Origin of the sequence: Castellaniella defragrans 65Phen (assembly GCF_000612685.1) — a bacterium.
Lineage (GTDB): Bacteria > Pseudomonadota > Gammaproteobacteria > Burkholderiales > Burkholderiaceae_B > Castellaniella > Castellaniella defragrans.
This window is the reverse complement of sequence record NZ_HG916765.1, coordinates 1,377,857-1,402,514: the sequence shown is the minus strand read 5'-3', so window position 1 is coordinate 1,402,514 and position 24,658 is coordinate 1,377,857. Positions and strand designations below refer to the sequence as shown.

Annotated in this window: 25 protein-coding genes; 22 read left to right on the top strand and 3 right to left on the bottom strand. The window is 66.6% G+C overall.

Annotation, left to right across the window (positions count from 1 at the left end):
• The first annotated feature begins 22 nt into the window (after positions 1–22).
• On the top strand, positions 23–1,678 hold the full coding sequence (recN, locus tag BN940_RS06325) for a DNA repair protein RecN (RefSeq protein ID WP_043681230.1): 1,656 nt from the start codon (positions 23–25) through the stop codon (positions 1,676–1,678).
• 30 nt (positions 1,679–1,708) lie between these two features.
• Here recN and fur read toward each other — a convergent pair whose 3' ends face one another.
• Positions 1,709–2,134, bottom strand: coding sequence for a ferric iron uptake transcriptional regulator (gene fur, locus BN940_RS06320; protein WP_043681227.1), 426 nt, complete (start codon positions 2,132–2,134; stop codon positions 1,709–1,711).
• Positions 2,135–2,344: 210 nt separating this feature from the next.
• Between fur and BN940_RS06315 the strand changes: the two genes are divergently transcribed.
• Together BN940_RS06315 and dapB are read left to right on the top strand one after the other, a co-directional pair.
• A complete protein-coding gene (locus tag BN940_RS06315) occupies positions 2,345–2,836 on the top strand; it encodes an outer membrane protein assembly factor BamE (RefSeq protein WP_052355646.1) in 492 nt (163 codons plus the stop codon).
• Positions 2,836–3,627, top strand: a complete 792-nt coding sequence (dapB, locus tag BN940_RS06310; RefSeq protein ID WP_043681224.1) for a 4-hydroxy-tetrahydrodipicolinate reductase — start codon at positions 2,836–2,838, stop codon at positions 3,625–3,627. The genes BN940_RS06315 and dapB overlap by 1 nt, the downstream gene beginning before the upstream one ends.
• Before the next feature lie 91 nt (positions 3,628–3,718).
• On the opposite strand, the gene murB is transcribed toward dapB, so the two are convergent.
• Positions 3,719–4,801, bottom strand: coding sequence for a UDP-N-acetylmuramate dehydrogenase (gene murB / locus BN940_RS06305; protein WP_043681221.1), 1,083 nt, complete (start codon positions 4,799–4,801; stop codon positions 3,719–3,721).
• A 213-nt stretch (positions 4,802–5,014) separates the two neighbouring features.
• Here murB and BN940_RS06300 point away from each other — a divergent pair, with 213 nt between their 5' ends.
• Both BN940_RS06300 and BN940_RS06295 read left to right on the top strand, forming a co-directional pair.
• Positions 5,015–6,529: an IS5 family transposase gene (locus BN940_RS06300; RefSeq protein WP_148304855.1), complete on the top strand. Its 1,515-nt coding sequence runs from the start codon at positions 5,015–5,017 to the stop codon at positions 6,527–6,529.
• A 136-nt stretch (positions 6,530–6,665) separates the two neighbouring features.
• On the top strand, positions 6,666–7,979 hold the full coding sequence (locus BN940_RS06295; RefSeq protein ID WP_043680420.1) for an IS1380 family transposase: 1,314 nt from the start codon (positions 6,666–6,668) through the stop codon (positions 7,977–7,979).
• Positions 7,980–8,719: 740 nt separating this feature from the next.
• On the opposite strand, the gene BN940_RS18850 is transcribed toward BN940_RS06295, so the two are convergent.
• The gene (locus BN940_RS18850) at positions 8,720–9,118 is read right to left on the bottom strand and encodes a hypothetical protein (protein WP_060433553.1); all 399 of its coding nucleotides are present in this window, start codon (positions 9,116–9,118) and stop codon (positions 8,720–8,722) included.
• A gap of 27 nt (positions 9,119–9,145) precedes the next feature.
• Between BN940_RS18850 and BN940_RS06290 the strand changes: the two genes are divergently transcribed.
• The 17 genes from BN940_RS06290 to BN940_RS06210 all read left to right on the top strand — a co-directional run bounded on the left by BN940_RS06290 (position 9,146) and on the right by BN940_RS06210 (position 24,645).
• Positions 9,146–9,892, top strand: a complete 747-nt coding sequence (locus BN940_RS06290) for a hypothetical protein (protein ID WP_033448905.1) — start codon at positions 9,146–9,148, stop codon at positions 9,890–9,892.
• A gap of 118 nt (positions 9,893–10,010) precedes the next feature.
• The gene (locus tag BN940_RS06285) at positions 10,011–10,223 is read left to right on the top strand and encodes an AlpA family transcriptional regulator (protein ID WP_033448903.1); all 213 of its coding nucleotides are present in this window, start codon (positions 10,011–10,013) and stop codon (positions 10,221–10,223) included.
• Between the two features lie 42 nt (positions 10,224–10,265).
• Positions 10,266–11,141, top strand: a complete 876-nt coding sequence (locus tag BN940_RS06280) for a ParA family protein (protein ID WP_033448900.1) — start codon at positions 10,266–10,268, stop codon at positions 11,139–11,141.
• Complete coding sequence (locus BN940_RS06275; protein ID WP_033448898.1) at positions 11,125–11,373, top strand: hypothetical protein; 249 nt, start codon at positions 11,125–11,127, stop codon at positions 11,371–11,373. The genes BN940_RS06280 and BN940_RS06275 overlap by 17 nt, the downstream gene beginning before the upstream one ends.
• Entirely contained in the window at positions 11,366–13,000 is a 1,635-nt protein-coding gene (locus BN940_RS06270; RefSeq protein WP_033448893.1) for a ParB family protein, read from the top strand. Before BN940_RS06275 ends, BN940_RS06270 begins: the two co-directional genes overlap by 8 nt.
• Before the next feature lie 15 nt (positions 13,001–13,015).
• Positions 13,016–13,576, top strand: coding sequence for a DUF2857 domain-containing protein (locus BN940_RS06265; RefSeq protein WP_033448890.1), 561 nt, complete (start codon positions 13,016–13,018; stop codon positions 13,574–13,576).
• Between the two features lie 3 nt (positions 13,577–13,579).
• Complete coding sequence (locus tag BN940_RS06260; RefSeq protein ID WP_033448887.1) at positions 13,580–14,848, top strand: STY4528 family pathogenicity island replication protein; 1,269 nt, start codon at positions 13,580–13,582, stop codon at positions 14,846–14,848.
• 447 nt (positions 14,849–15,295) lie between these two features.
• Complete coding sequence (locus tag BN940_RS06255; protein ID WP_033448885.1) at positions 15,296–16,078, top strand: PFL_4669 family integrating conjugative element protein; 783 nt, start codon at positions 15,296–15,298, stop codon at positions 16,076–16,078.
• Complete coding sequence (locus tag BN940_RS06250) at positions 16,075–16,602, top strand: DUF3158 family protein (RefSeq protein WP_033448882.1); 528 nt, start codon at positions 16,075–16,077, stop codon at positions 16,600–16,602. The genes BN940_RS06255 and BN940_RS06250 overlap by 4 nt, the downstream gene beginning before the upstream one ends.
• 73 nt (positions 16,603–16,675) lie before the next feature.
• A complete protein-coding gene (locus BN940_RS06245; protein ID WP_033448879.1) occupies positions 16,676–17,128 on the top strand; it encodes a single-stranded DNA-binding protein in 453 nt (150 codons plus the stop codon).
• 273 nt (positions 17,129–17,401) lie between these two features.
• On the top strand, positions 17,402–19,414 hold the full coding sequence (locus BN940_RS06240; protein WP_033448876.1) for a DNA topoisomerase III: 2,013 nt from the start codon (positions 17,402–17,404) through the stop codon (positions 19,412–19,414).
• A 535-nt stretch (positions 19,415–19,949) separates the two neighbouring features.
• A complete protein-coding gene (locus BN940_RS06235) occupies positions 19,950–21,566 on the top strand; it encodes a DNA cytosine methyltransferase (protein WP_033448873.1) in 1,617 nt (538 codons plus the stop codon).
• A 242-nt stretch (positions 21,567–21,808) separates the two neighbouring features.
• A complete protein-coding gene (locus tag BN940_RS06230; RefSeq protein ID WP_033448871.1) occupies positions 21,809–22,366 on the top strand; it encodes a hypothetical protein in 558 nt (185 codons plus the stop codon).
• Between the two features lie 330 nt (positions 22,367–22,696).
• On the top strand, positions 22,697–22,909 hold the full coding sequence (locus BN940_RS06225; protein WP_033448869.1) for a hypothetical protein: 213 nt from the start codon (positions 22,697–22,699) through the stop codon (positions 22,907–22,909).
• A 21-nt stretch (positions 22,910–22,930) separates the two neighbouring features.
• Positions 22,931–23,323: a hypothetical protein gene (locus BN940_RS06220; protein ID WP_033448867.1), complete on the top strand. Its 393-nt coding sequence runs from the start codon at positions 22,931–22,933 to the stop codon at positions 23,321–23,323.
• A 211-nt stretch (positions 23,324–23,534) separates the two neighbouring features.
• A complete protein-coding gene (locus BN940_RS06215) occupies positions 23,535–24,272 on the top strand; it encodes a DUF5983 family protein (protein WP_033448864.1) in 738 nt (245 codons plus the stop codon).
• Positions 24,273–24,366: 94 nt separating this feature from the next.
• Positions 24,367–24,645, top strand: a complete 279-nt coding sequence (locus tag BN940_RS06210; RefSeq protein WP_033448862.1) for a hypothetical protein — start codon at positions 24,367–24,369, stop codon at positions 24,643–24,645.
• Positions 24,646–24,658 lie beyond the last annotated feature (13 nt).

Sequence of the window (24,658 nt, the reverse complement as noted above, 5' to 3'; positions counted from 1 at the left end):
ACGGCCACAGCCACCCCTCGCCATGCTGCGCGCGCTGCACATCCGCGACTTCGTCATCGTCGACCAGGCCGACATCGCCTTCGAGGCCGGCTTCACCGTGTTTTCCGGCGAGACCGGGGCCGGCAAGTCGATCCTGATCGACGCCCTGGCGCTGGCCCTGGGCGGCCGGGGCGACGCCGCGCTGATCCGCCAAGGCGCCCCGCGCGCCGACATCAGCGCCGTCTTCGACGCGCCCGAGGCCGCCGCCGGCTGGCTGGCCGAGCAGGCCCTGGAAGGGCCGGAACTCATCCTGCGCCGCGTCATCGACGCCCAGGGCCGCAGCAAGGCCTGGATCAACGGCGTGCCGGCCACCCTGGGCCAGCTGCGCGACCTGGGCGCCCTGCTGGTGGACATCCACGGCCAGCACGCCCACCAGAGCCTGCTGCAGCCCGCCAGCCAGCGCGAGCTGCTGGACACCCAGGGCGGGCACGCCGAGCAGGCGCGCGCCGTGCAGCAGGCCTGGACCGACTGGCGCCAGGCGCAGGCGGCGCTGGACGCCGCCCGCAGCGACGCGGCCGGCCAGGCGGCCCGGCTGGAGCGCCTGGCCGCGGACGTGGCCTGGCTGGACGAACTGGCGCCCGAGCCGGGCGAGTGGCCGGAACTCTGCGCCCGCCAATCCCGCCTCGCGCACGCCCAGGCCCTGCTGGCCGGCGCCGGCCAGGCCGTCGAGGCGCTGGACGGCGAATCGGGCTCGGCGGCCCAGGCCCTGCACGCCGCGATCCATTCGCTGCAGTCCCTGGTGCGCCACGACCCCTCTCTGGAAGAACACTGTCAGGCGCTGGAATCGGCGCGCATCCTGTGCGCGGAAACCGTGTCCGGCCTGAACGCCTACGCCGACCGCCTGGAGCCCGATCCCGACGCCCTGGCGCAGGCCGACGCCCGCATGGGCCGCATGTTCGAGGCCGCCCGGCGCTTCCACGTCGAGCCCGACGCCCTGGCCGAACACCATGAAACGCTGCGCGCCCAGCTGCGCCAGGCCGAGGCCGGCCAGGACCTGGAGGCGCTGGAACGCGCCTGCCGCCAGGCCGAATCGCACTACATGGAACTGGCCCGCGCGCTGGGCGCCGCGCGGCGCGCCACGGCCGTCCAGCTCGCCGCGCAGGTCACGGCCGCCATGCAGACCCTGTCCATGGACGGCGGCGCCTTCGACGTCGCCCTGGCGGACTGCAAGCCTTCCGCGCACGGCCTGGAAACCGTCGAATTCCTCGTCGCTGGCCACGCCGGCGTCCCGCCCCGGCCGCTGGCGCGCGTGGCCTCCGGCGGCGAACTGGCGCGCATTTCCCTCGCCCTGTCGGTGATCGCCAGCCAGGCGGCGCGGGTCCCCACGCTGATCTTCGACGAAGTGGACGCCGGCATCGGCGGCGCCGTGGCCGAGGTCGTCGGCCGCCTGCTGCGCGAACTGGGCGCGCGCCATCAGGTCCTGTGCGTCACCCACCTGCCCCAGGTCGCGGCCTGCGCAGCGCGGCATTTCCGCGTCAGCAAGGCCACCCGCGCCGGCCGCACGCTGTCGGCCATCCGGCCGCTGGACGCGGAATCCCGCACGGAGGAAATCGCCCGCATGCTGGGCGGACTGAAGATGACGGACGCCACGCGCACCCACGCCCGCGAGATGCTGGCGTCGGGGCAGGCGGCGCGCTAGGGGACCGGAAAGGCTAGGAGACCGGGAAGATCAGGCCTTCTTGGCGGCCGAGCACTTCGGGCAGATGCCGTAGAGCATCATGTTGTGGCTTTCGAGGGTGAAGCCGTTTTCCTTGGCCACCCGATGCTGGCGCTTTTCGATTTCCGCGTCGGAGAATTCCACCACCCGGCCGCAGTTGGTGCAGATCAGGTGATCGTGGTGATCGCCGTCGTTGAGCTCGAACACCGCCTTGCCGCCATCGAACTGGCTGCGCAGCAGAATGCCCGCCTGCTCGAACTGGGTCAGCACGCGGTAGACGGTGGCCAGGCCGATGTCCACGTCTTCCGCGATCAATGCGCGATAGACGTCCTCGGCGCTGTGGTGGCGGGTTTCCGCCTTGCGGAATATATCGAGGATCTTCAGGCGCGGAAACGTCGCCTTCAGACCCATGGTCTTGAGTTCGATCTGGTCGTTCATGGTTCAAGTATCCCGGGGAATGCGGCAAAAGGCAAGCGGGCCGGAACCCCCCGCATCCAGCCGCGCGCATGCGCAAATCCGAATTCCCTTTATGATAGCGGTTTTAGCGGCCGCGGATGCGCGGCCATCGCATCCACCACGGGGGCTTTCGTGCACATCCGATCCAGCGCTCAATCCCACAGGCTGACCTTATGCCTGGCCGCCAGCGTCATGGCGCTGGGCCTTGCGGGCTGCGGCTCGACCAACTGGGGCTTTCCCTATCGGGCCACCATCCAGCAGGGCAACTGGATCACCACCGAGCAGGTCGCCAAGCTCGAAACCGGCATGACCCGCGACCAGGTGCGCTTCATCCTGGGCACCCCCACGCTGCAGGACATCTTCCACGCCGAGCGCTGGGACTACCCCTATTACAACCAGCCCGGCTACGGCAAGGACGAACTGCGCAAGTTCACCGTCTGGTTCGAGAACGACCAGCTGGTGCGCTGGACGGGCGACGAGCAGCCCGACCGCCAGCCCTTCCAGCGGGCCGACAGCGGCAAGGAAGCCGTCCAGTCCGCCGAGTCCGAACGCGCCGCCCGGCAGGCCGCGTCTCCGGGCGTGGATCCCGCCGCCTCCCCCAGCGGCCAGGGGGCCGGCGTCACGCCGCAGGCCACCATCGAAACCGGCGCCGGCGGCAAGAACCGCCAGGAGGGCCAGCAATAATGCGCATCGCCATCGCGGGCGCCTCGGGCCGCATGGGGCGCATGCTGATCCAGGCCGTCCTGGATTCCCCGGACCTCACCCTGGCCGTCGCGCTGGACCGCTCCGGCAGCGATGCCATCAGCCAGGACGCCGGCGCCTTCCTGGGCGTCGATACGGGCGTGCGCATCACCGGCAGCCTGGACGCCCTGGCCGGCGCCGACTGCCTGATCGACTTCACCCGGCCCGAAGGCACCCTGGCCCACCTGGACGCCTGCGTCGCGCACGGCGTCAAGTGCGTCATCGGCACCACCGGCTTCGACGCCGAAGGCAAGCAGGCCATCCGCGCCGCCGCCCAGAAGACCGCCATCGTCTTCTCCCCCAACATGAGCGTGGGCGTCAACGCCACCCTCAAGCTGCTGGACATGGCCGCCCGGCTGCTGAACAGCGGCTACGACGTCGAAGTCTTCGAGGCCCACCACCGCAACAAGGTCGACGCGCCCTCCGGCACCGCCCTGGCCATGGGCGAGGCCGTGGCGCGCGCCTGGGGCAAGCCGCTGGACGAGATCGCCGACTGGGCGCGCCACGGCGACACCGGCCCGCGCGAAACCGGCCGCATCGGCTTTTCCGTGCTGCGTGGCGGCGACATCGTCGGCGACCACACCGTGTATTTCTGCGGCACCGGCGAACGCATCGAGATCAGCCACCGCTCCAGCAGCCGCGCCACCTACGCCCAGGGCAGCCTGCGCGCCGCCCGCTACCTGGCCCGGCGCGAATTCGGCCTGTTCGACATGCAGGACGTGCTGGCGACCTGAACGCAGGGCCGTCCGGACGGCAAAGGGCCTGCGTTCGATCCGCAGGCCCTTCGTCTTTCATGCCGCGCCGGATCGGGCGGCCCGGCCGGACTCAGTCCAGGACCACGGGCTCCTGCTCCAGGCCCACGCCGAATCTTTTTCGCACGTCGGCGCGCACGGCCCGCGCCAGGGCCTGCACGTCCGCCGCCCGCGCGCCGCCATGGTTCACCAGCACCAGCGCCTGGCGCTCGTGCATGCCCACCGGCCCCAGGCGCCGCCCCTTCCAGCCCGCCTGTTCGATCAGCCAGCCCGCCGCCAACTTGACCCGGCCGTCCGCCTGGGGATAGGTCCGCAGCGCCGGAAACTGCCGCTGGAGGCGATCCGCCTGGTCCGCATCGACCACCGGATTCTTGAAGAAGCTGCCCGCATTGGCGAGCACCGCCGGATCCGGCAGCTTGCGGCGGCGGATGTCGCACACCGCGTCGAAGACCTGGCGCGGCGTCGGCATCGTTGCCGCCGCCTCATGCGCCGGGCCGCCGGCGCCCGATGCCCCGCCCGCCCCCCGCAGCCCGGGATGGTCGCGCAGGTCCGGATAGTCCAGGCGCGGCGTCCAGGCCTTGGGCAGCGCGAAACGCACCCGCACGATCAGCCAGCGCCCCGCCCCGTCGCGCCTGAACAGGCTGTCGCGGTACGCGAAGCCGCACTCGTCCGGGCGCAGCGTGCGTTCCCCGCCCGCCCGCAGGTCCCAGGCCACCACCGAATGCAGGCGCTGGTCCAGCTCCAGCCCGTAGGCGCCGATGTTCTGCACCGGCGCCGCGCCCACCGTTCCCGGGATCAGGGCCAGGTTCTCCAGCCCCGGCCAGCCCCGCGACAGGCAGTGCGCCACGAAGCCGTGCCAGGACTCGCCCGCCGCGGCCTCGACGATCCAGTGGCCGGCGGTTTCCTCCCACAGGCGGATGCCGCGCAGCGCCACCCGCAGGACGCGATGGCGCGGCCGCGCCTCGATCACCAGATTGCTGCCGCCGCCCAGCACGAACAGCGGCGCTTCCGCCCGCCCGCCCGCCGCCAGGGCCTCGCACAGCGCAGGAATGGCCGACTCGTCCTCCAGCACCGCCACCGGCGCGCGCGCCGGCAGGCCCAGGGTGTTGCAGGCCTGCAGATCCTGTTCGGAGAAGACGGGGGGCTGGGCGGACATGAGGATGATGGCGGTCGGATTGGAGGGGATCGGGCGGAAGGCGTAAGCATACCGCGCGGGGGTGCGCCGGGCGCTTCGCCGATCAGCGCTGTCTCGTCATCGATCAGTACCGCGGCGCGATCCTGCACGAGACGGTAGCCGGCGCGGAAACCGCGGGCACGGCGCCGATCGCCTGACAGCGGCTGCCGCATCCGGGCGAAGCGTTCAGCCTGCATGAGCCAGATTGACGATTTTTTCCGCAGCCGCCTGGACCAGATGATTGATCTGCGTAAACCCCTGGCGGTGCTTGCCACGCATATTCCTTGGCAGGAACTGGAGGCGGCTGTCGCACACCGTTTTGCGCGTCAGGTGCGCACCGGCCGGCAGGTTGAGGATATTGATCTGTTTGGCCCGACGATGGCCGTGGTAGGGGCCGGCCATTCAAACGCGGGGCGTCCCCGGCTGCCGATGCGGCTGATGATTTCGCTGCTGTATCTGAAGCACACCTTCAACGAGAGCGATGAAGGCGTCTGCGAACGCTGGAGCGATGCACCCACCTGGCAGTATTTTTCGGGGCAGGAGTATTTCGAGAATCGCCTGCCGTGCGATCCCAGCGCCATCAGCCGATTCCGGGGGCTGTTGGGTGAGGAAGGCGTCGAAGAGCTGCTGGTGCAGACTTTGGTGGTGGCCATCAAGCTGGGGCTGATCGAGCGCACGGCGATGCAGTCGGTGATAGTGGACAGCACCGTGCAAGCCAAGGCGGTGGCGCATCCCACCGACAGCCGTTTGCTGGAGGTGGCGCGCCAGAAGATCGCCTGCGCGGCCAAGGCGCACGGCATTGCGTTAAAGCAGAGCTACGCCAAGGAAGGCCGGGAGCTGGCCAGGAAAGCGGGCCGCTATGCGCATGCCAAGCAGTATCGGCGCATGCATAAGACGATCAAGCGCCAGCGCACGATTCTGGGCCGTCTGGCGCGTGACATTGAGCGCAACAAGACAGTGCTGGCGCAGAGCATCCAGGACGCCTTGGACCCGTTATTGGCTCGCGCACATAAGATCGCGGCTCAGAGCCGTCGGGGCGCGAAGGTGAAGGGAAAAGACAAGGTCTACAGCTGGCACGCCGATGAGGTGGAGTGCATCAGCAAGGGCAAGGCCCGTACGCCCTATGAGTTTGGAGTGAAGGTGGGCATTGTCACCACCTTGAAGGGGAATCTGATCGTGGGAGCACGCAGCTTCCCTGGCAATCCGTACGATGGCCACACACTGGCCGAGCAGTTGGAGCAGTCCCGCATCCTGATGGAGGCGGTGGACGTGGCTCCGCAGACCGTCTACACGGATCTGGGCTATCGAGGCGTTGATGCCGAGATCCCGGAATATAGCCTTAAACACCGAGGCAAATTCAAACGTCTCACCGACCAGGAGCGCCGAATGCTTAAACGGCGCCAGGCGGTGGAGCCGGTCATTGGGCATCTGAAAAGCGATCATGGAATGAATCGCTGTCATTTGAAAGGCCAAACGGGTGATGCGATCCATGCGGTGTTGTGCGCGGCAGGCTTCAATATCAAGTGGCTGCTGCGCATGATTGCCCGCAAGGGCATCGGCCCTTTATTTTTGTGCCGATTTATTGCGTGGATTGGTCGTCAGATTCAACGCCTGATGCCCATGATGGGCTCAAGAGGCGATTGGGTTGATCCGGTGGGCTGCCTGCCCTATCGAAATCCGTGGCCTCGGATCGCCGGAAATTCGGCCTGAAACAGGACAAATGAATTTTTCAGGGACGACGACTTAGCCCGGAAATTTCGTCAGGCGGGTAAAAAGGAATAGGCGATTCCTGCCCGAGGGCTTATGGTTATTGGGTCTCACGCCATACAACCAAAAAGAACCGCCTATGCCAAATCGTACCACTGAAGAACTGGACTTTGGACGCCTTGGACGGCGCCATTTACAGGCCAATTTCCAAGGCGGCGATCTCAGCTCCGACGGCGGGCTGATGCTGCTGCGAAGAATTGATGCGCGCACGGGCCTGTCGCGCATGGCGGCCAAGGCCTTGACCGAGCGCCGGGCCGCTGGCCGCATTCATCACCGCCTGCGCGATCTGCTGGCCCAGCGCCTGTACGGCCTGTGCTGCGGCTACGAAGACCTGAACGACCACGATACGCTGCGCGGGGATCTGCTGATGCAAACGGCTGTTGGGCGAGATCGTGCCCTGGCCAGTTCACCCACGCTCAGCCGCCTGGAGACGGGGGCGACCCGCGCCGATGCGTGGGCGCTGCATGGGGTGCTGGTTGAACACTTCATCGCCAGCTTCGCCACCGCGCCCAGGCAACTGATTCTGGATGTGGATGCCTCGGATATCCCGCTGCACGGCGAGCAGGAGCTCAAGCAGTTCCACGCCTACTACGACCACCACTGCTATCTGCCGCTGTACGTGTTCTGCGGCCAGTCGATGCTGGCCTGCCTGCTGCGCCCCAGCCGCATTGACGGGGCCAGGCACGCGGCGGCGGTGCTGCGCCTGCTGGTGAACCGGCTGCGTCAGGCATGGCCCGAGGTCAGGATCATCATCCGTGGGGACTCGGGGTTCTGCCGTCAGCCGCTGATCCGCTGGTGCGAACGCAGCGGCGTGCAATACATCATCGGCCTGGCACGCAATAAACGGCTTCAGGCGCGCGTTGCGCAGGCCGAGGAAATCCTCAAGGACGGCTACGAGCGCACCGGGCGCAAGCAGCGCCTGGTCAGTGAGTTCACCTACGCGGCCGGGTCGTGGGATCGGCCCCGGCGCGTGCTCACCCGCCTGGAGTACGGTGCCCAGGGCGTGAACCCGCGCTTCGTGGTCACCAACATCCGGGACTGCGATGCCATGCAACTGTACGATCAGCTGTACTGCGCCCGGGGCGAAGCCGAGAACCGCATCAAGGAAGCGCAACTCGATCTGTTCGGTACGCGCGCCAGTTGCCACCGGTTCGCCGCCAACCAGTTCCGGCTGCTGCTGGCGGCCCTGGCCTATACGCTGATGCAGCGGCTGCGCGAGACGGCGCTACGAGGCACCGAACTGGAGCGCGCCAGCGCCGCCACCATCCGGGTGCGCCTGCTGAAGGTCGGTGCGGCCATCGTGCGCAATACCCGGCGGGTCCGCATCCTGCTGGCCTCGCATCATCCGCTGCGCCACGTCTACGCGCACGCCGCGCGCGCCATGGCCCCGTAGCGCCGAGAAAGTGCTGTCCCCGGCACGCGATAAAGCAACGGGGGTAGGGACCATTGCGCCTGCGGTACTGAAAAACAGCTTCCCGCGCCGCCGATCCCCTCCGCCGCGTCGCCGAGGCAGCCGGACTACCGGGAAATCACTTAAACAGGCTTGCTGACGAAATGTCCGGGTTAGGTCCTATGCTCGTCATAATCCCCGCTCAACCCCAGCAACTATCCGGTAGCCGACCCACCCGCATTCTTGTGCCTCAATTGGTCACTCAAAAACGGTCGCTGTGGGTGGATTTCCGTGGCGCTCGCTGGAATGAAAAAAGGGGCCGAAGCCCCTTTTTTCAACGACCTACAGACGTCAGTGGAAGTCTGTAGACCACAATCTGGAGCGGGAAACGAGACGTTTACTAGGCGCGTAAGTCGTTGTTTCCCGAACACTTTCTTCGCCGAGGTGGCCAGCGAAGACCTAGATTGTAGCCTAGTTTTTCACCCCCGCCAACAAGATCGTCCAAAGAGTTCCACTGGCGTCCATAGACCCGCACTCAGCACACCGGCCCCACACTCGTCACAACGTCGTCAGCGACGGTCTCGAACTGGCGCCTGTCCCTGCTCTCGGCACCCGCACCAGTACCGCGATGACGTCCAGGCCGATTCTCTCGGTGCTGGCTCAGTTCGGATGTCAGCTACGAGCCGCATGCGCCGCGCATTGCGTAGCTCGTCCGCACAAGTCGTGCGGGAAGAACGCACACCCTAGCCGTGGCGCGTCAGCGCGCGATTCTTTGTCGCTATATCAGGATGCTGGACAAGCATGACAGGCTGGGGTTTCACCGCGTCCTTGTGGACGTCGGGTAGCGATTGCGAGCCCTTCGCGCCTCGTGAAACCGCTGGCATATCAGGCCATACCCAAACGGTTTTGCGAAGATCGCCGCTACTTATGACGCTGCTACTGTGCGCGTCGCTTTCGAGCCTGCCAGCGAAGGCTCGACCATCTTGCGACTCACTGGATTCTTGCATATCGAGCACACGACGGCTACCTGCAACACAAGCCGGTGAGAAGTACTCAGGCCCCATGACGAAGCGGACCTCGGGACCCGCTTCATGCACAGACAACACGCCGACCTTCAGGTTGGCACCAAAGGAGTCGGCCATGTAGTTCTCCTGGAAGGAGATAGGAGCATGAACAACAATGCACCAACATCAAAGGTGTTCTACCGCCCGATCGAAGCCTCCATACGCTGGGCCGGGCTGCTGCGATTCGAGCACGTCATCCTGGCCTCGATCTCGTCGCCGAGAGACCTGCCACAGTCGTTGGACTGCCCGCGCTGGGGCGAACTGCGGCTGTATACCGACCGCATCTACGACGGCATCCTCAATGGGGAACTGCCCTTCGGGCAGAACGGCATCACGATGCGCGACATCGAACTGATCGACTCCCCTGATATCACCGTTCGCCACGTCGATCTGAAGCGCTGGATGCGCCAGCACTACCCCGAGCAGCGGCCCGCCTTTCTCTTCTCCCGCAGCGAGCGCATCGCCCATCCCTTCATCTCGCTGGAGACCGGGCAAGCCATGCTGGTCGAAAGGCTGGCCCTCAAATCCGCCTTGGAGCAGTCCAAGCGTCAGCTTCGCGAGTTGCAGGAAAAGCACGACGCGCTGCTCAAGCAGTCCTCGGTGATCCCCGCATGCGCGCAATGCTCGATCAGCGATCGGGCCGAGACCACCTACCTGAACATCATCGGGGGCATGCTGGAGTTGATACTCGGCCAGTCGCCCTCGGGCACGCCGTACTCCAGCTTCAAGACGCAGGAGGCCGTGGTCAGCGCATTGGTCGCCCATCACCACGGCGTCATGGGGATCGCGGAGCGGACATTGAACGGCAAGTTCGCCACAGCCAGGCGCCGGCTACATAGCGCCATCCTCTAAGGTTTTCCAGCTTGTTTAGGCAGCCGCGGAGATTGCATTGGCAATGTCTTTCCGCAGCCGCGTCTATTGAATAGAGGTCACGCCAACAAACGCCACTGAGCGTTCAGGAGTGACCGCCATGTCGCCAACACCTGCACTGCCGCCCAACGAGCGCCGCATCCTGCGCCTGGAAGAAGTCGAAGCGAAGTCCGGCTTCAAGCGTGCCCACCTCTACAACCTGATGCGCGCCGGCAAGTTCCCCAAGGCGCTGCGCCTGGGCGTGCGCGCCGTCGGCTGGGATTCCATCGAAATCGACCAGTGGATCGCCGAGCGCGTCAACAACCGGGCCTGACCCGTTCTCCCACGGACTTCCCATCCTCACCCGGAGAACGCCATGCAGGTTGTATCCATTGTCTCGACCAAAGGGGGCGTCGGTAAAACGACCACGGCCGCCAACCTGGGCGGGCTAGCCGCCGATGCGGGACTGCGCGTGCTGCTGCTCGATCTCGACGTGCAGCCCACCTTGTCCTCTTACTACGAGCTGGCCCACCGCGCGCCCGGCGGCATCTATGAATTGCTGGCCTTCAACGAGCGCGACCTCGGCCAGCTCGTGTCCCGCACGATCATCACAGGCCTGGACCTGGTGCTGTCCAACGACCATCGGGGCGAGCTGAACACCTTGCTGCTGCACGCGCCGGATGGGCGCCTGCGGTTGCGGCACCTGCTGCCGATGCTGGCTCCCCTTTATGACCTGGTGCTGATCGACACCCAGGGCGCGCGCAGCGTGACCTTGGAGATGGCAGTACTGGCCTCCGACTTGGCGCTGTCGCCTGTCACCCCGGAAATCCTCGCCGCCCGCGAGCTGCGGCGCGGCACCATGCAGTTGCTGGAAGACATCGCGCCGTACCGGCACCTGGGCATCGAGCCGCCGCCGCTGCATCTGCTCATCAACCGGGTCCACCCGGTGTCGGCGAACGCCCGGCTGATCCAGCAAGCCCTGCGTGACCTGTTCCAGGACCACACCGGCATCCGCGTGCTGGCCGCCGACGTGCCGGCCATCGAAGCCTATCCACGCGCCGCGACGCGCGGCCTGCCCGTGCATCGCGTCGAGTACCGCCAGCCACCGGGCAGAGTCGCCCCCGCCGCGCTCGACACCATGCGCGGCCTCGCCGGCGAACTGTTCCCGCAATGGCAGCACCGACTGGCTCGCGTGTCCGGCCGCCCGCCATTTCCTCTTGATACCGGGAGGCCCCATGGCGAACGCACATGAACTGGCCCGAGGCCACAAGCGGCTGCGCGCCCTGATCGAGTTCGCCGTCGGCGAGGGCTGGCACGTCAAGCGCACGCCAGGCGGCCACCTCAAATTCACGAAGGCAGGCTGCGCCGCGATCTACACCAGTTCGACGGCCAGCGACCACCGGGCGGCCCTCAACGCCCGCGCGCAGATCCGCCGCGCCGAGCGCGAGTCCCGGTCCCCAGCGCAGGGAGGCCGCCATGGCTGAAATGACCTCCCAGCAGATGGCCGGCAAGCTGCTCGCGGCCGGGTTCGAGCGCAGCGGCCCGTCCACCTCGGCCTTGAGCGACCCGATCGCCGACACGCCCATGGTCGTGACCCTGGACCAGTTGCGCCCCTACGACCACGATCCCAGGAAGAAGCGCAACCCAGCCTACGAGGACATCAAGGCGTCCATCCGTGAGCGCGGCCTGGACGCAGCGCCGGCGATCACCCGGCGCCCGGGCGAGGACCACTACATCATCCGCAACGGCGGCAACACGCGCCTGGCGATCCTGCGCGAACTGTGGTCGGAGACCAAGGACGAGCGGTTCTTCCGCATATCGTGCCTGTTCCGCCCGTGGCCCAGCCGCGGCGAAGTCGTGATGCTGACCGGCCACCTGGCCGAGAACGAATTGCGCGGGGGCCTGACGTTCATCGAGCGCGCCCTCGGCGTCGAGAAAGTCCGCGAGTTCTACGAGCAGGAAAGCGGCGCCGCCCTCAGCCAGTCGGAGCTGGCGCGCCGGCTCGCTGCCGACGGCTTCCCAGTCCAGCAGTCGCACATCAGCCGCATGAACGACGCGGTGCGCTACCTCCTGCCGGCGATCCCGACCGTGCTCTATGGCGGGCTCGGCCGCCACCAAGTCGAACGCCTGTCGGTCACGCGCAAGGCCTGCATGCTCGCGTGGGAGCGCTACGCCAAGGGCCGCACGCTGGTGCAGGACTTCGACGACTTCTTTCAGGAGGTGCTGTCGCAGTTCGACACGCAGGCCGACGAGTTCGCCCCCCAGCGCGTGCAGGACGAGTTGATCGGCCAGATGTCCGAACTGCTCGGCATCGACTACGACGTACTGGCGCTCGACCTCACCGAATCCGAAAGCCGCCATCGCGCCCTGATCAGCGACCCGACCCCACCATCGGCACCGCCCGCGCTGCCTGAGCCCGGCACCGTGGCACGCCCGCCCGCCGCGCCGGCCCCATCGGCCCCGACGCCGGCGACCACACCTGGGTCGCGCGAGCGCGAGGGCGGCTCGGGGACGGACGGCTCGCCCGCAGGAAGCCCCGTGGCTGCTCCTGGTGATCTGCTGCAGGGGCACATCGTTTCGCCTGCACCGACGACGGAGCGGCTGCAATCCATTCAGCGGATGGTCGCCGACGAGCTGGGGGATGCGCTGCCCGATTTTTCGGCCAACGTCTTGCAGTCCATTCCCGTCCAGGCGGGCGGTCTCTACCCGATTTCCGACGTCTGGCACATCGACGCGGGCCTGGACACGCCCGATCGCCTGCGCATCCACATCGCGCAGTTCGCACGCGAGATCGCGGGCGAGGCAGGCCTCGATCAGTGCATCGAGGACCGCGCGGACGGTGTGGGCTTCGCATGCCATCCCAACGCACAGCCCCCATCACCGCAGGGCCGCGTCGTGCTGGCATTGCTGGCGAGCCTGGCAGGCCAGAGCTTCACCGATGCCGATCTGGACGGCGGGCAGCTTGCCGCCGAACTGCCGGCGCTGCTGCATGGCCAAGGCGATGCGACCCGCCGCTTGAGCGACACCGCGCTGGTCAAGCTGTTCCGATTGCTGCGCCTGGCCCGGCGCCTGCTGGACCTGGAGTCCGGTGCCGCAGGCCCTGGGGCATGAAGGAAGGAGACCCGCATGGCCGCCCCGCACCCGCTCAATCAGGCCGTCATCGCCCAGGCGCTCTACGACCTGCGCAACGGCCAACTGCGCCGCTGCAAGGCGATGGGCTTCAGCGAGGCCGAGCTGGATGCGCTCAAGCATCCCGCCATGGTGAGCGTGCTCGCCAACGCCAATGTCTCGTGGTGTTCCGTGTCCGTGAACCGCGAGGTGCTCCGGCGTCTGCTCTCGCAGGCGCAGGACGTGGAGAAGGAAATCGCGACCGTCGATCGCATGTTGCGCCTGGGGGCCAGCACGGAGATGGTCAGCCGCTTCTATGGCCTGACCCATCAGGAAGTCGCCCTGCGCCGTGAGGTGCTGGGCCTGCCCAAGCGCAAGGGTCGTCACCCTGTCCTGGACGAGAAGCAGGACGTCGAACTGTGGCGGCGCTGGAAAGCCATCACCAGCAGCAGGAATGTGGACCTGGAGGACGAGACCTCGATTCTCGACGCGGCCATGGACCTCGCCGAAGGCATGGATTTGCCGTTGTCGGTGGTCTGGGCCGCGATCAAGTCGTGGGTCGATCAGGGACTGGGTTGAGCCATGGCCGTGGACGATACCGCGCCACGCCATGGCCCCGTCGCACTCGCTGACCTGTTCGATGCGGCGCTGAAGAACTTTGCGCCCAAGCCCAACCCCAACCCGCCAACACCCGCTCCCGAGCGCATACCCGTGCCGTCACCTGCGACACCGGCCGCGACCGGCGATGCGCTCCTCTTCAGCGGCAATCGGCACGAGACCGTACCGCGGCGGCTGTTCCTCGACCGCCGCCTGACGCCGCTGGAGCGCAACGCCTGGCAGGTGTTCCGGCTGATGCTCAACGACGACGGCGTGACCGCATTCCCCACCTATGAGCAGTTGCGGCCCTGGCTGGCCTCGATGCCCTGCGCCGGCCAGGCCTCGCATGAAACCGTGGCGCGAGCCCTGACGCTGCTGCGACTGACCCGGTGGCTGAGCCTGGTGCGGCGACGGCGCGACGCCAGGACCGGCCGCATCCTCGGCAATCTGTACGTGCTGCACGACGAACCCCTGACGCCGTTCGAGGCCATGCAGCTCGACCCGGACTACCTGCAACTGGTCAGCCAGGCGCTCGGCCACTCGGCCAAAACCGTTCAGATCGTGGGCCTGCACACCCTCAAGGAAATCGGCGAAGACCCGATGCTGGCCGGGCGCACCCTGCCGTCGAGGCTGCAAGTCCTGGCCGAGCGCCTCGCCAGCCAGGGCGCTGGGGCGCACGAAGGTTATCCACAGGAGGACGCCACGCACGAATCCGAAGAAGGGGCGACGAGCCTTCTTCGGAATCCTGACGACCCCACTTCGGAATCCGAAGCAGGGTCGAAACCCGCGCCAGACGCCTCTCTTCGGAATCCGAAGCAGGCCCGTACAGTACGTAGTACTCGTATTAATGAAGTACGTACTACCGCGCACGCACAAGCGCAGGCGCGCGCGCTGGGCGACCTCCAATGGCCCAAACGCTTCGCGGAACTGAAGGCAGAGCAGCAGACAGGTGCGCGGGTGGCGTTGCAGCAGGTCGATGCCTCGCTGAGGCAGGCTGTGCTGGACGAATGGGCCACGCGATGCAGCAGCCACGGCATCCGCAATCCTGCGGGGTATCTGTTCGGCATCATCCAACGGGCCATCCATGGCGAGTTCAACGCCTGGGCCAAGAAAGACGCGCCATCTGCATACGCTCCGCCGAATGAGCGGCCACCACCAGCACCGCCACCATCCCAGCCGCAGGGCAAGCCGGTGCCGCCAGAAGTCGCCAAACAGCACATCGAGCGGCTGCGCAACCTGCTCGCCAGCAAGTGAGCGGGCCTGCAAGGCGGTGAAGTGGATGCCAGTGGCTTCCAGCAGAGCTATCCCCAGGGGATAGTTCTACTGACGGCTACACGTCGAACCGCTGCACGTCAGGCCCCGATCGCCTGCGGCGGGATCGGCCTTGTCCGGGCTGAGCCGGGCGCGCAGCGTTCCTTGGCTCTCCATGGAACTATCCCCTGGGGATAGTTCCACTGACGGCTACGACGTCGAACCGCTGCACGCCAAGCCCCGATCGCTTGCCGCGAGATCGTCCTTGTCCGCGCTGATCCGGGCGTGCAGCGTTCCTTGGCGCTCCATGGAGCTATCCCCTGGGGATAGCTCGCGTCTCATGCACCCGCCGCGCCCTGAACCGGGGACGGGCGGGTTTCGGTTTGTTGACTGACTGCCTTCCGCTTCCTGCCGAAGCTGGCCGCTCTTTTCCAACAACGAGCGGACACCATGGCAACGACCAACGAACCTCTGCAACTGAATCTCGGCTCCTTGCGCAGCGCGATGTCGCTGACGCTGCACACTCACCACGCCTCGCGCATCTGGCACGGTCGCGCCGCCGGCGAGGGGCGACCCGGCATCGTCGGCCTGAACGGCTACATCGCCCAGATGAACAAGATGCGGCGCGGCTCGGAGCAGGACGACCCGTACAGCGACTTCTGGATGCTGCGCATCGAGGACAAGCTCGACCAGACGAAGGCCACGCTGCAATCGCTGCGCGAGCAGGTGGACCAGGCCCTGGCGAGCGTGCCGCCGGCACTCACCCTGGGCGAGAACCTCAACGTGCAGCCCGTCAAGCTGCCGCTGTTCGTCAATGCGCAGTTGGGCTTTGCCGCGGTGTATCTGCTGGCCGACTACGACGACATCGCCCGCAAGCTGATCCTCGCGCACCACACCGCGCTGATCGATCGCTCGACGCTCGAACGCTGGCTCAACGAAGGCGCCCATGCACTGCGCAGCCTGTTCTCGCTGGCCCAGCAGTACCGCTACTCGGGCTGCACCCGCGACGACTTCGCCGCGAAGAACGCCGCAGCCCGGGCGGCGCTGGAGAAGTTCGGCGAGTTGCCGCAGGACGTGCTGGAAGGCACGCGCCGCTCGAAGTTCGCGCCGCCCATCGTGCGCCGTGGCCTGCAGCAGCGCGGTGACGGTCCTGCCGCAGCCGCATCGCCCACCGACGAGGTTGCCACCACCGAGGCACCCGAGGCCGCCGCCGACGAGGACGCGCAGCCATGAGCGACCCGAACCGCGACACCCGCTACTTCCGCCCGCTGCAACAGACCGCCTTCATGCGGCTGGAACACGCAGGCTCTCTAAAAGGCCTTTTAAAGCCCTTTAAAGGTAAAGGGGACTTGGAGGCCTGGGCCAGCCAGTGCTTCGCCATGCGCGACGAGTTGATTGGCTTGGCGCAGCGACAGGTGCTGCCACAGGCCGTCGGGCATCCCTTCCACCTGCTCTCAATCGAGCTGGCCCAGCAGACCACTGGCGCAGGCACGGCGTTTCTTCGCTGGCGCAAGCACGACCGCTCGGCCATGGGCGTCGCCTTGTGGCAGGAGCTGATGGCGAGCACCAGCACGCCGGTCAACCTCCTGGCCGACCTGCACGCGATCGAGCTTCAGCGCATCACGCTGAACATGCAGATCAGCCTGTTGCACACCTTGGGCAGGCAGGCCCAGGAGTGCGCCAGCAAGGCCGCCGACGCGGAAGACGCCTACCTGCGCCGGCTCAAGTCCATGCCATCCGCCATGCGTGATCGGTGATCGCGCCAGGCACCCCAGCACGCGCCCGCCGCCGACCAGGTGCGGGTATTTCAACCACCACGGAGATTGCAACATGAGCACGCATTTTTCTGGCGAAGGCAACATCGGTTCGCCCCCCGAGTACCGGGAGTTTCCCAACGGCAACGACGAACCGCGGCGCTTGCTGCGGCTGAACGTGTATTTCGACAACCCCGTCCCCACCAAGGGCGGCGACTTCGAGGATCGCGGCGGCTTCTGGGCGCCGGTGGAAATCTGGCACCGCGACGCCGCGCACTGGAAGGACCTGTACCAGAAAGGCATGCGCGTGCTGGTCGTCGGCCGCATGGAGCGCGAACCCTGGACGGACAACGAGGATCAGCCGCGCGAGACCTGGCAGATCAACGCGCGCAGCGTCGGCATCCTGCCGTTCCGCATCGAGTCGGTGACCCTCAGCCCCAGGCAGCAGGAGACCGCGCAGGACACGCAGCCGAATTCCCAGGCCGCCCAGGAACCGACCGCGCCGAAGGAGCCGAAGCGCAGGAAGTGATGCAGCATGGGGCGGCGGCAGTCGTCCGTCGCCCCACGCCCTCGCGAGCTATCCCCAGGGGATAGCTCCATCAACGTCTACCGGCGTCCGCGCGCTCCAAAAAATCGTGGCTCCCGGCCCGCACACCCCCGGCCGCACGCCACTTCCGTCCCGGCCATTCCATCCCATGAAAGTGGTCGCCACCGCATGCGGCTTGTTTGCTGCTGCCCCTGGTGATGCTCGGCATCCTCGATTCCAGCAACTCAATGAACCACGGAATTCGGATGGACGGACATGCGGCTGTTCTTGTGCGAGAAGCCATCGCAAGGCAAAGACATTGGTCGAATCCTCGGCGCGACGCAGCGCGGTGAAGGCTGTCTCAGCGGCTCCGGCGTCACCGTCACCTGGTGCATCGGCCATCTCGTAGAAGCGGCAGCTCCCGAGGTCTATGACGCGGCGCTCAAGCGCTGGTCGCTGGAGCAGTTGCCCATCATTCCCCAGCAGTGGCGGGTCGAGGTCAAACCGAAGACCGCCACGCAATTCAAGGTCGTCAAAGCGCTTCTGGCGAAGGCGACTCATCTGGTCATCGCCACCGATGCCGACCGCGAGGGCGAGCTGATCGCCCGCGAGATCATCGACCTGTGCGGCTACCGCGGCCCCATCGAGCGGCTATGGCTGTCGGCGCTCAACGATGCGTCGATCCGCACCGCGCTCGGCAAGTTGCGGCCCTCATCCGACACGCTGCCGATGTACTACTCGGCGCTTGCGCGCTCACGCGCAGACTGGCTCGTGGGCATGAACCTCAGCCGGTTGTTCACGGTGCTCGGGCGTCAGGCCGGCTACGACGGCGTGCTGTCCGTCGGTCGCGTCCAGACGCCGACCTTGAAGCTCGTCGTGGACCGCGACCGCGAGATCGCGGCCTTCAAGTCGGTGCCGTTCTGGGCCATCGACGTGTCCCTGTCCGCAGGTGGACAGGCTTTCAGCGCGCAGTGGGTTCCGCCCGATGGCTGCACCGACGACGCCGGTCGCTGCCTGCAGCAGCCGATCGCCCAGCAGGCCGCGCAGCAGATCCGCGCTGCGGGCAGCGCCCAGGTCCTATTAGTCGAGACCGAGCGCGTGCGCGAAGGTCCGCCGCTGCTGTTCGACCTGGGAACGCTTCAGGAGGTTTGTTCCAAGCAGCTTGGGCTGGATGTTCAAGAGACCCTCGAAATCGCGCAGGCCTTGTACGAGACACACAAGGCCACAACGTACCCGCGTTCGGATTCCGGCTACCTGCCCGAAAGCATGTTCGCGGAAGTGCCGACTGTCCTTGACAGCCTGCTCAAGACCGATCCCTCGCTGCGCCCGATCATGGGCCAACTCGACCGCTACCAGCGCTCGCGCGCCTGGAACGACGGCAAAGTGACAGCCCACCACGGCATCATCCCGACGCTCGAACCCGCGAACCTCTCTGCGATGAGCGAGAAGGAGCTGGCCGTGTACCGGCTCATCCGGGCGCACTACCTGGCGCAGTTCCTCCCTCACCACGAGTTCGACCGCACTGTCGCCGAGCTGTCCTGCGGCCAACAGAAGTTGGCGGCCACCGGAAAGCAGATGGTCGCCCAGGGTTGGCGCCTGGTGCTGGCCGAACCGCAAGCGGATGAGGACGGTGAAGCCACGGCGCGCAGCCAGGTACTCCCCCCGCTGCGCGAGGGCATGGCGTGCCAGGTGGCCGAGGCCGAGATCAAGGCGCTCAAGACGATGCCGCCCAAGCCGTACACGCAGGGCGAACTGGTCAAGTCCATGAAGGGGGTCGCCAAGCTGGTGACGGACCCGCGCCTGAAGCAGAAGCTCAAGGATACGGTCGGCATCGGCACCGAGGCGACACGGGCCAACATCATCAGCGGGCTGATCACCCGCGGCTACATCGTGAAGAAGGGGCGCTCCATTCGCGCATCGGATGCGGCGTTCACCTTGATCGATGCCGTACCCGCGGCGATTGCCGACCCCGGAACCACCGCCGTGTGGGAGCAGGCGCTCGACATGATCGAGGCCGGACAACTCACACTGGATGTGTTCATCGGCAAGCAGGCCGCATGGATTTCGCAACTGATCGTGCAGTACGGCAGCACCTCGCTGTCCATCAAGGTTCCCCAGGGGCCTGCTTGTCCGCAGTGCGGCGCACCGACGCGCCAGCGCACCGGCAAGACCGGCCCCTTCTGGTCGTGCAGTCGCTACCCCGACTGCAAAGGCACGCTGCCGGTCGATTCCGGCACGTCCAAGCGCGGTGCGTCGCGCCCGCGCAGTAGCGGCCGCAAGGGCTCCTGACCGACCCCGCTCCCCGAGAGCCGTGCCCGCCATCGGCGGCGTGGCCCATGTCCCGCACGCCCTGCGGGACGCCCAGCGCGCAACGCCTTCTCTTGTCCGTGTGCGCGTCCCGCCCAGCCGTCCCCCAGCCGCGGGACCTGAAGGTAGCTTCTCCACGAACCATGTCCGGGGTTTCCCGGCGCGTTCTGCTGATCAGCATTTTCCGCCTCTGCGAAGGGTCCCCCGGTGGCTTGCCGGCCTGCGAGCCACCCGGAGACCCTTCGTGGTCAGCGGTATTCGATGCCGTGCCCAACGGCGAAAAACTGGGCTCCTTTTGTGCGCGGATGTGCGCCAGAAGATGCCGGCGCCAACCACGACATGCGCCGGGTGCGATTGCTGACAGCAGACGGTTCTAGCGACGACCGGGCCTGCAACAGCCCACGGGTGGTTCCGTCCTCCCGAGCCGAAGGCCACACGGCCTTCGGCGCCTTTCTCCTGCCGATCAACGTCCCGGCCCGGCCACACGGTCCAGGGCCACACGAACAGGAGACCCGACATGAACCCGCAACCTCGCACCTCACGCGGTGCGCCCCAGGCCGCGCCACTGCTGTACGGCAGCGTGTGCAGCGGCATCGAGGCCGCGAGCCTCGCCTGGCAACCCCTCGGCCTCGAAGCCGTGTGGTTCGCCGAAATCGAGCCGTTCCCGAGCGCCGTGCTCGCCCACCGTTACCCCCACGTGCCCAACCTGGGCGACATGACCGCGATCGCCCGCCAGGTGCGCGCCGGCACCGTGCCGGCGCCCGACATCCTGGTCGGCGGCACGCCGTGCCAGTCGTTCAGCGTTGCAGGTAGCCGGCGCGGGCTGGATGACCCGCGCGGAGCCCTTTCCCTTGCCTATGTGGAGCTTGCCAATGCCATCGACCAAACCCGCCAACAAGACCGCCGCCCGGCGGCCACGCTCGTCTGGGAAAACGTCCCCGGCGTCCTCAACGACCGCAGCAATGCCTTCGGGCATTTCCTGGGGGCACTGGTCGGGGAAAGCCGTGCGCTCCAGCCGCCAGGGGATCGGTGGGCGCACGCTGGTTGTGTGTCTGGACCCCGCCGCCGCATCGCGTGGCGCGTGCTCGACGCTCAATATTTCGGTGTCGCCCAACGCCGCAAGCGCGTGTTTCTTGTGGCAAGTGGTGGAGATGACCTCGATCCCGCAGAAGTACTTTTTGAGCGCGCAGGCCTGCTCGGGGATTCTTGTGCGGGCCGCGCGCCGTGGCAAGAAGCTGCCCACGATGCTGGACCGGGTGCTGAAGCAGCAGGCGCATGCGCAGGACTTGCAGGATTCGCAGGGCTGAAGCAGCCCTACGGCAGGGTCACGACGACGTTCGGATTCAGCGGCGGCATTGGCCCCGTCGATGTGGCGGCGTGCCTGATGGCCGCTGGCCCCAAGCACGACATTCGCACCGAGACGTTCATGGTGCAGTCGGTCGTCGGCAGCATCGCCCACACCCTCGACACCGCCAACAACGGCAGGGGCAGCAGCGAGGATGGCACCGGCAAGGGTGTTCCGATCATCGCCTTCACTGCCCAGGGCAGCGGCGCCGATGCCACGTTCGACCTGACGCCGACGCTGCGCGCTGGCGGCCATCGCAACAGCCATGCGAACGCCGGTGTCGTGCCCGCCATCGCTTTCGCGCAGAACAACCGCGGTGAAGTGCGCTACGAATCCGGCCATGGACAGGTGGCTTGCACCGTGCTGTCCAACGGCAAGCCGGGCTACGGCGTGCCGATGGTGGCCTGCGTATCTCTGCGTGGCCGCGAGAACGGCCTTGCCGCCGAGTTGGGCGGCACCGTAGCGGGCGCACTTCGCACCAGCGGCGGCGGCGCGGACAAGCCCCATGTGCTGGCTCCCGACTTCGAGGCGCATTTCCGCTACGACTGGAACGGCCCTGGCCCCGGCGACTGGTCGCACTGGCGGGTGCGGCGGCTGATGCCCGTGGAGTGCGAGCGGCTGCAAGGCATGCCCGACGACTACACGCTGATCACCTACCGCGGCAAGCCCGCCGCCGACGCTCCACGCTACAAGGCGATCGGCAACTCCATGGCTGTACCGTGCATGGCATGGCTGGGCCAGCGCCTGGTGCAGTACCTGCACAAGACGGGCTCGACCGCTTCGGATTGATCGGCGACGCAGCCTGCGGGCCGCGCCATTCTCCCTCCTGCATTGCCGATGTATTGGCAGCAGCCCGCAGCCAGGGTGTCAAGGCTGCCGCGGGTTCCACCCGCGCCACCCGCCAGTTCGCCTCGGCATCTCACCGGCGAACGCTGCCCACCGGGGCACCGATGCCTCTTTCTCCAACCCACGGGATGGCCGCCACGTCCCGTCAGGGGCATGTCGCCACCCGGTCGATTTCAGGACTTCCCATGGACAACATCACCAAGCAAAACCGCATCACGCTGAAGAGCCTCAAGGTGGCAGATTTCGCCAGCGAAGAAACGATGTGCTTCAGCGCCACCGTCGTGTTCGACGGCACTCCCATCGCCGAGGCCCGCAACGACGGCCACGGCGGCTCGACGTTCCTGCACGCGCTCAGCGGCAAGGCGGCGTTGCTGGCTCAGGCCGAAGCCTTCGCCAAGGGCCTGCCGCCTGCGCCGCTCAACCTCGGCCAGGAGGGCGAAGACCCTCACTACATCGACATGACGCTCGACTTCCTGGTCGATGAACTTGCCGACGCCATGCACGCGGAACGCAAGGTGCGAGCCGCGTTCAACCGCGACATCGGCAACAAGGTGCTGTTCATCAAGGACGGCAAATTGCTGTTCATCAAGGGCATCAAGCTCAAGGCCATTGCTGACCGCAAGGCGTACTTCGCTTCGCTGCGCGCTCGGCAGGCCCAGCCCATCGTCATCCTCGCCGAGCTTGCGCCCGAGCAGGCATTCGACCTGTGGAAGCAGCATGTCCTGGGCGACAAGCCCGACTGACCCAGCACCGACGCACTCTCCTGGCAGCCCCGCACTCGATGCGGGGTTTCTTTTTCTCTGCGCGCATCAATCGGGGGTGGGCCGGATGCCGTTTTCCAACTGACGCGACGCGGCCCGCGCACGAAGCTGCCCGCATGTTCGCTGATTCGTCAGCACATGCCAGCAGCCAGGGTTTCAAGCTGCCGCGGGTCTCTCCCGCGTTGCCCACCAGTCCGCATCGCATCAAGTCTGCGGACGCGCGTCCCCATGACGCTGATGCATTTTTTCAACCGCGTGCGGGAGCTGCCATCCCGTGAGGGACGAGGCCCCGCTTTTCCAAGGAGCCCGTCCATGTCCCAGCAAGCCTCTTTCGGCCAATTGGCCTCGACCTACTGCGGCAAGTTCCTGCCGCTCGAAGTCCTGCAAAGCGCCGCCGGTCACTACATCGGCACGCGCGATACCGAAGGGCCCGTTTCGCGGGAATCCCGCGAGTACTTCCGCAGCCATGCCGCGGCTCAACGTGCCCTCGAAAGAGGCGGCTGGTCCCAGCTCGCCATTCCCTGATCCAACTGGAGGAATCACGTCATGAACCAGCTACTGCCACGGGAAGTCGTCGATCAGATCATGCGGGAAGAACAGCATTTCGCGGCCGCGCCCCAAGCCTTCTTCGAGGCCTGGAAGCGCGGTGTCGAGATCGCTGGCCCCGAATGGTTCGGTGACGGCACCCGTGAAGGTCTGAACCAGGCCAAGAGCAAGTGGGATCTGCGTCCCAACATGCTGCGGCTCAACGATGCCCTCGGCGTCCTGAGCAGCGGCGAACGCATGTTCCTGTCCGCCATGGTCAGCTTCTACAACGCGCGCGAGGGCGGTGCCATGCTCAAGCGCTGCCACTTCAACGGACTGTCGGACTTCGACGGTCTCGACCTGCAACGCCGTAAGGTCCTCGCCGACCTGCTCGTGAACTACAACGGCTGGTGAGCCGGTCTCCGGCACACCACCACGTCTTCGTTCACTCCCCACGAGGGGCACGCGCCCACGAGGCCGTGCCCCTCATTTTGTTTCCCGTAGTCCAGCGCAGTGCTGACAACGCCATGGTCGGCGCTGCCTGACGCTTTTTCCATTTTTCAACCCACCGGGTCCAATTCCCGGTGGCGGGGATTGGCTCCATTATTCAATCTGGAGAGATCCCATGTCCCAGAATCCTAATCCCTTCCTTCGCGGCTACTGGAATCTGAAAATCGTCCGCACGCTGTGCATCAGCTACGACGATGGAAGCCCGCATGTCTGGCGCAACATCCACGCGAGCCAGCAATTCCTTTCCGACGAAGAACTGGTTTCATCGTCCTGCATCGTCACCAACGATTTCGCCGTGGTCAGCAATGGCCCTGAACCCTTGAGCGACGACGTGCTGGCCGAATGCGACGCCGGTGAAGGCGTCAGCGGCGAAGGCGTGATTGGTGCCGTGGTCTATGCCATCCATGGCGAGGACTTCGACGGTCGCCCAGTCCACGTCGGCGATGCCTATTCGGCCGAGGCTGCGCGGGAAGTGGTGCAGCGCCTGACTTTCGAGACCGGCTACTACAGCCGGTGCTGGGAGATCAGCCGCGAGCACATCACGGTCGATACCTGGCACTACCTCGCCGACCTGGCGGACATCGCCACGCCGGAGGCCATGCTGTTCATCGCCTTCCGTGTGCCGTACAGCCCGGCGATCGGCGTCAAGCTGATCTCCACGCCCTGGACGGACCAGAACCTGGAGCACGCCGAGGGCATCACCGCCGAGCAGCTTCGGCAGGAGCACCGGAACAAGGGCATGCCGGAGGACCTGGCAAACATCCTTGAACTGGCCGGCCAGGCCGATGTGCGCATTCTGATCCTCGACGCCGACGCACCCGCGCTGCTGGGCCTGCCGCTGGCCGAGTCCTAGCAGCCGCGCGACACGCCGGCCTTCCTCATTGTCCCCCCATGCCAGCCCGTTTCCCCCAGGAGCCGGGCTGGTCCATTTTCATAGGCGCAACCTCATGTTCCCCGACCTCATCTCGCCCGCAGCCGACTTCGAGCATCAGCTTGGAGCCTGCGTCAACGCCATGAGCCAGGACGACGCCATCGGCCAGATCCTGGTATTCGAGCGCACGCACGGCGCGCTGCACATGCGCCATATCGTCAGCGCCGACCTGATGGACACCGACATTGATGACTACGAAATGGTCGTCTTCGACGGTGGCAACACCAGCGGCGACACATGGAAGCATGTCTTCTTCCCTCGTCAGCGCGAGCACTACTTCGTGTACGAAGCCTGACCTGCCAGCCCCT

What these genes read in the sequence shown, in the direction of transcription:
- BN940_RS06250 (WP_033448882.1), top strand. Translation starts at nt 16,075, where the DNA reads ATGAGCGACCCGAACCGCGACACCCGCTACTTCCGCCCGCTGCAACAG.
- BN940_RS06285 (WP_033448903.1), top strand. Translation starts at nt 10,011, where the DNA reads ATGTCGCCAACACCTGCACTGCCGCCCAACGAGCGCCGCATCCTGCGC.
- BN940_RS06275 (WP_033448898.1), top strand. Translation starts at nt 11,125, where the DNA reads ATGGCGAACGCACATGAACTGGCCCGAGGCCACAAGCGGCTGCGCGCC.
- BN940_RS06230 (WP_033448871.1), top strand. Translation starts at nt 21,809, where the DNA reads ATGGACAACATCACCAAGCAAAACCGCATCACGCTGAAGAGCCTCAAG.
- BN940_RS06210 (WP_033448862.1), top strand. Translation starts at nt 24,367, where the DNA reads ATGTTCCCCGACCTCATCTCGCCCGCAGCCGACTTCGAGCATCAGCTT.
- BN940_RS06295 (WP_043680420.1), top strand. Translation starts at nt 6,666, where the DNA reads ATGCCAAATCGTACCACTGAAGAACTGGACTTTGGACGCCTTGGACGG.
- BN940_RS06220 (WP_033448867.1), top strand. Translation starts at nt 22,931, where the DNA reads ATGAACCAGCTACTGCCACGGGAAGTCGTCGATCAGATCATGCGGGAA.
- BN940_RS18850 (WP_060433553.1), bottom strand. Translation starts at nt 9,118, where the DNA reads ATGGCCGACTCCTTTGGTGCCAACCTGAAGGTCGGCGTGTTGTCTGTG.
- recN (WP_043681230.1), top strand. Translation starts at nt 23, where the DNA reads ATGCTGCGCGCGCTGCACATCCGCGACTTCGTCATCGTCGACCAGGCC.
- BN940_RS06290 (WP_033448905.1), top strand. Translation starts at nt 9,146, where the DNA reads ATGAACAACAATGCACCAACATCAAAGGTGTTCTACCGCCCGATCGAA.
- BN940_RS06270 (WP_033448893.1), top strand. Translation starts at nt 11,366, where the DNA reads ATGGCTGAAATGACCTCCCAGCAGATGGCCGGCAAGCTGCTCGCGGCC.
- fur (WP_043681227.1), bottom strand. Translation starts at nt 2,134, where the DNA reads ATGAACGACCAGATCGAACTCAAGACCATGGGTCTGAAGGCGACGTTT.
- BN940_RS06315 (WP_052355646.1), top strand. Translation starts at nt 2,345, where the DNA reads ATGGCGCTGGGCCTTGCGGGCTGCGGCTCGACCAACTGGGGCTTTCCC.
- BN940_RS06255 (WP_033448885.1), top strand. Translation starts at nt 15,296, where the DNA reads ATGGCAACGACCAACGAACCTCTGCAACTGAATCTCGGCTCCTTGCGC.
- BN940_RS06215 (WP_033448864.1), top strand. Translation starts at nt 23,535, where the DNA reads ATGTCCCAGAATCCTAATCCCTTCCTTCGCGGCTACTGGAATCTGAAA.
- murB (WP_043681221.1), bottom strand. Translation starts at nt 4,801, where the DNA reads ATGTCCGCCCAGCCCCCCGTCTTCTCCGAACAGGATCTGCAGGCCTGC.
- BN940_RS06235 (WP_033448873.1), top strand. Translation starts at nt 19,950, where the DNA reads ATGAACCCGCAACCTCGCACCTCACGCGGTGCGCCCCAGGCCGCGCCA.
- BN940_RS06280 (WP_033448900.1), top strand. Translation starts at nt 10,266, where the DNA reads ATGCAGGTTGTATCCATTGTCTCGACCAAAGGGGGCGTCGGTAAAACG.
- BN940_RS06265 (WP_033448890.1), top strand. Translation starts at nt 13,016, where the DNA reads ATGGCCGCCCCGCACCCGCTCAATCAGGCCGTCATCGCCCAGGCGCTC.
- dapB (WP_043681224.1), top strand. Translation starts at nt 2,836, where the DNA reads ATGCGCATCGCCATCGCGGGCGCCTCGGGCCGCATGGGGCGCATGCTG.
- BN940_RS06300 (WP_148304855.1), top strand. Translation starts at nt 5,015, where the DNA reads ATGAGCCAGATTGACGATTTTTTCCGCAGCCGCCTGGACCAGATGATT.
- BN940_RS06245 (WP_033448879.1), top strand. Translation starts at nt 16,676, where the DNA reads ATGAGCACGCATTTTTCTGGCGAAGGCAACATCGGTTCGCCCCCCGAG.
- BN940_RS06240 (WP_033448876.1), top strand. Translation starts at nt 17,402, where the DNA reads ATGCGGCTGTTCTTGTGCGAGAAGCCATCGCAAGGCAAAGACATTGGT.
- BN940_RS06260 (WP_033448887.1), top strand. Translation starts at nt 13,580, where the DNA reads ATGGCCGTGGACGATACCGCGCCACGCCATGGCCCCGTCGCACTCGCT.
- BN940_RS06225 (WP_033448869.1), top strand. Translation starts at nt 22,697, where the DNA reads ATGTCCCAGCAAGCCTCTTTCGGCCAATTGGCCTCGACCTACTGCGGC.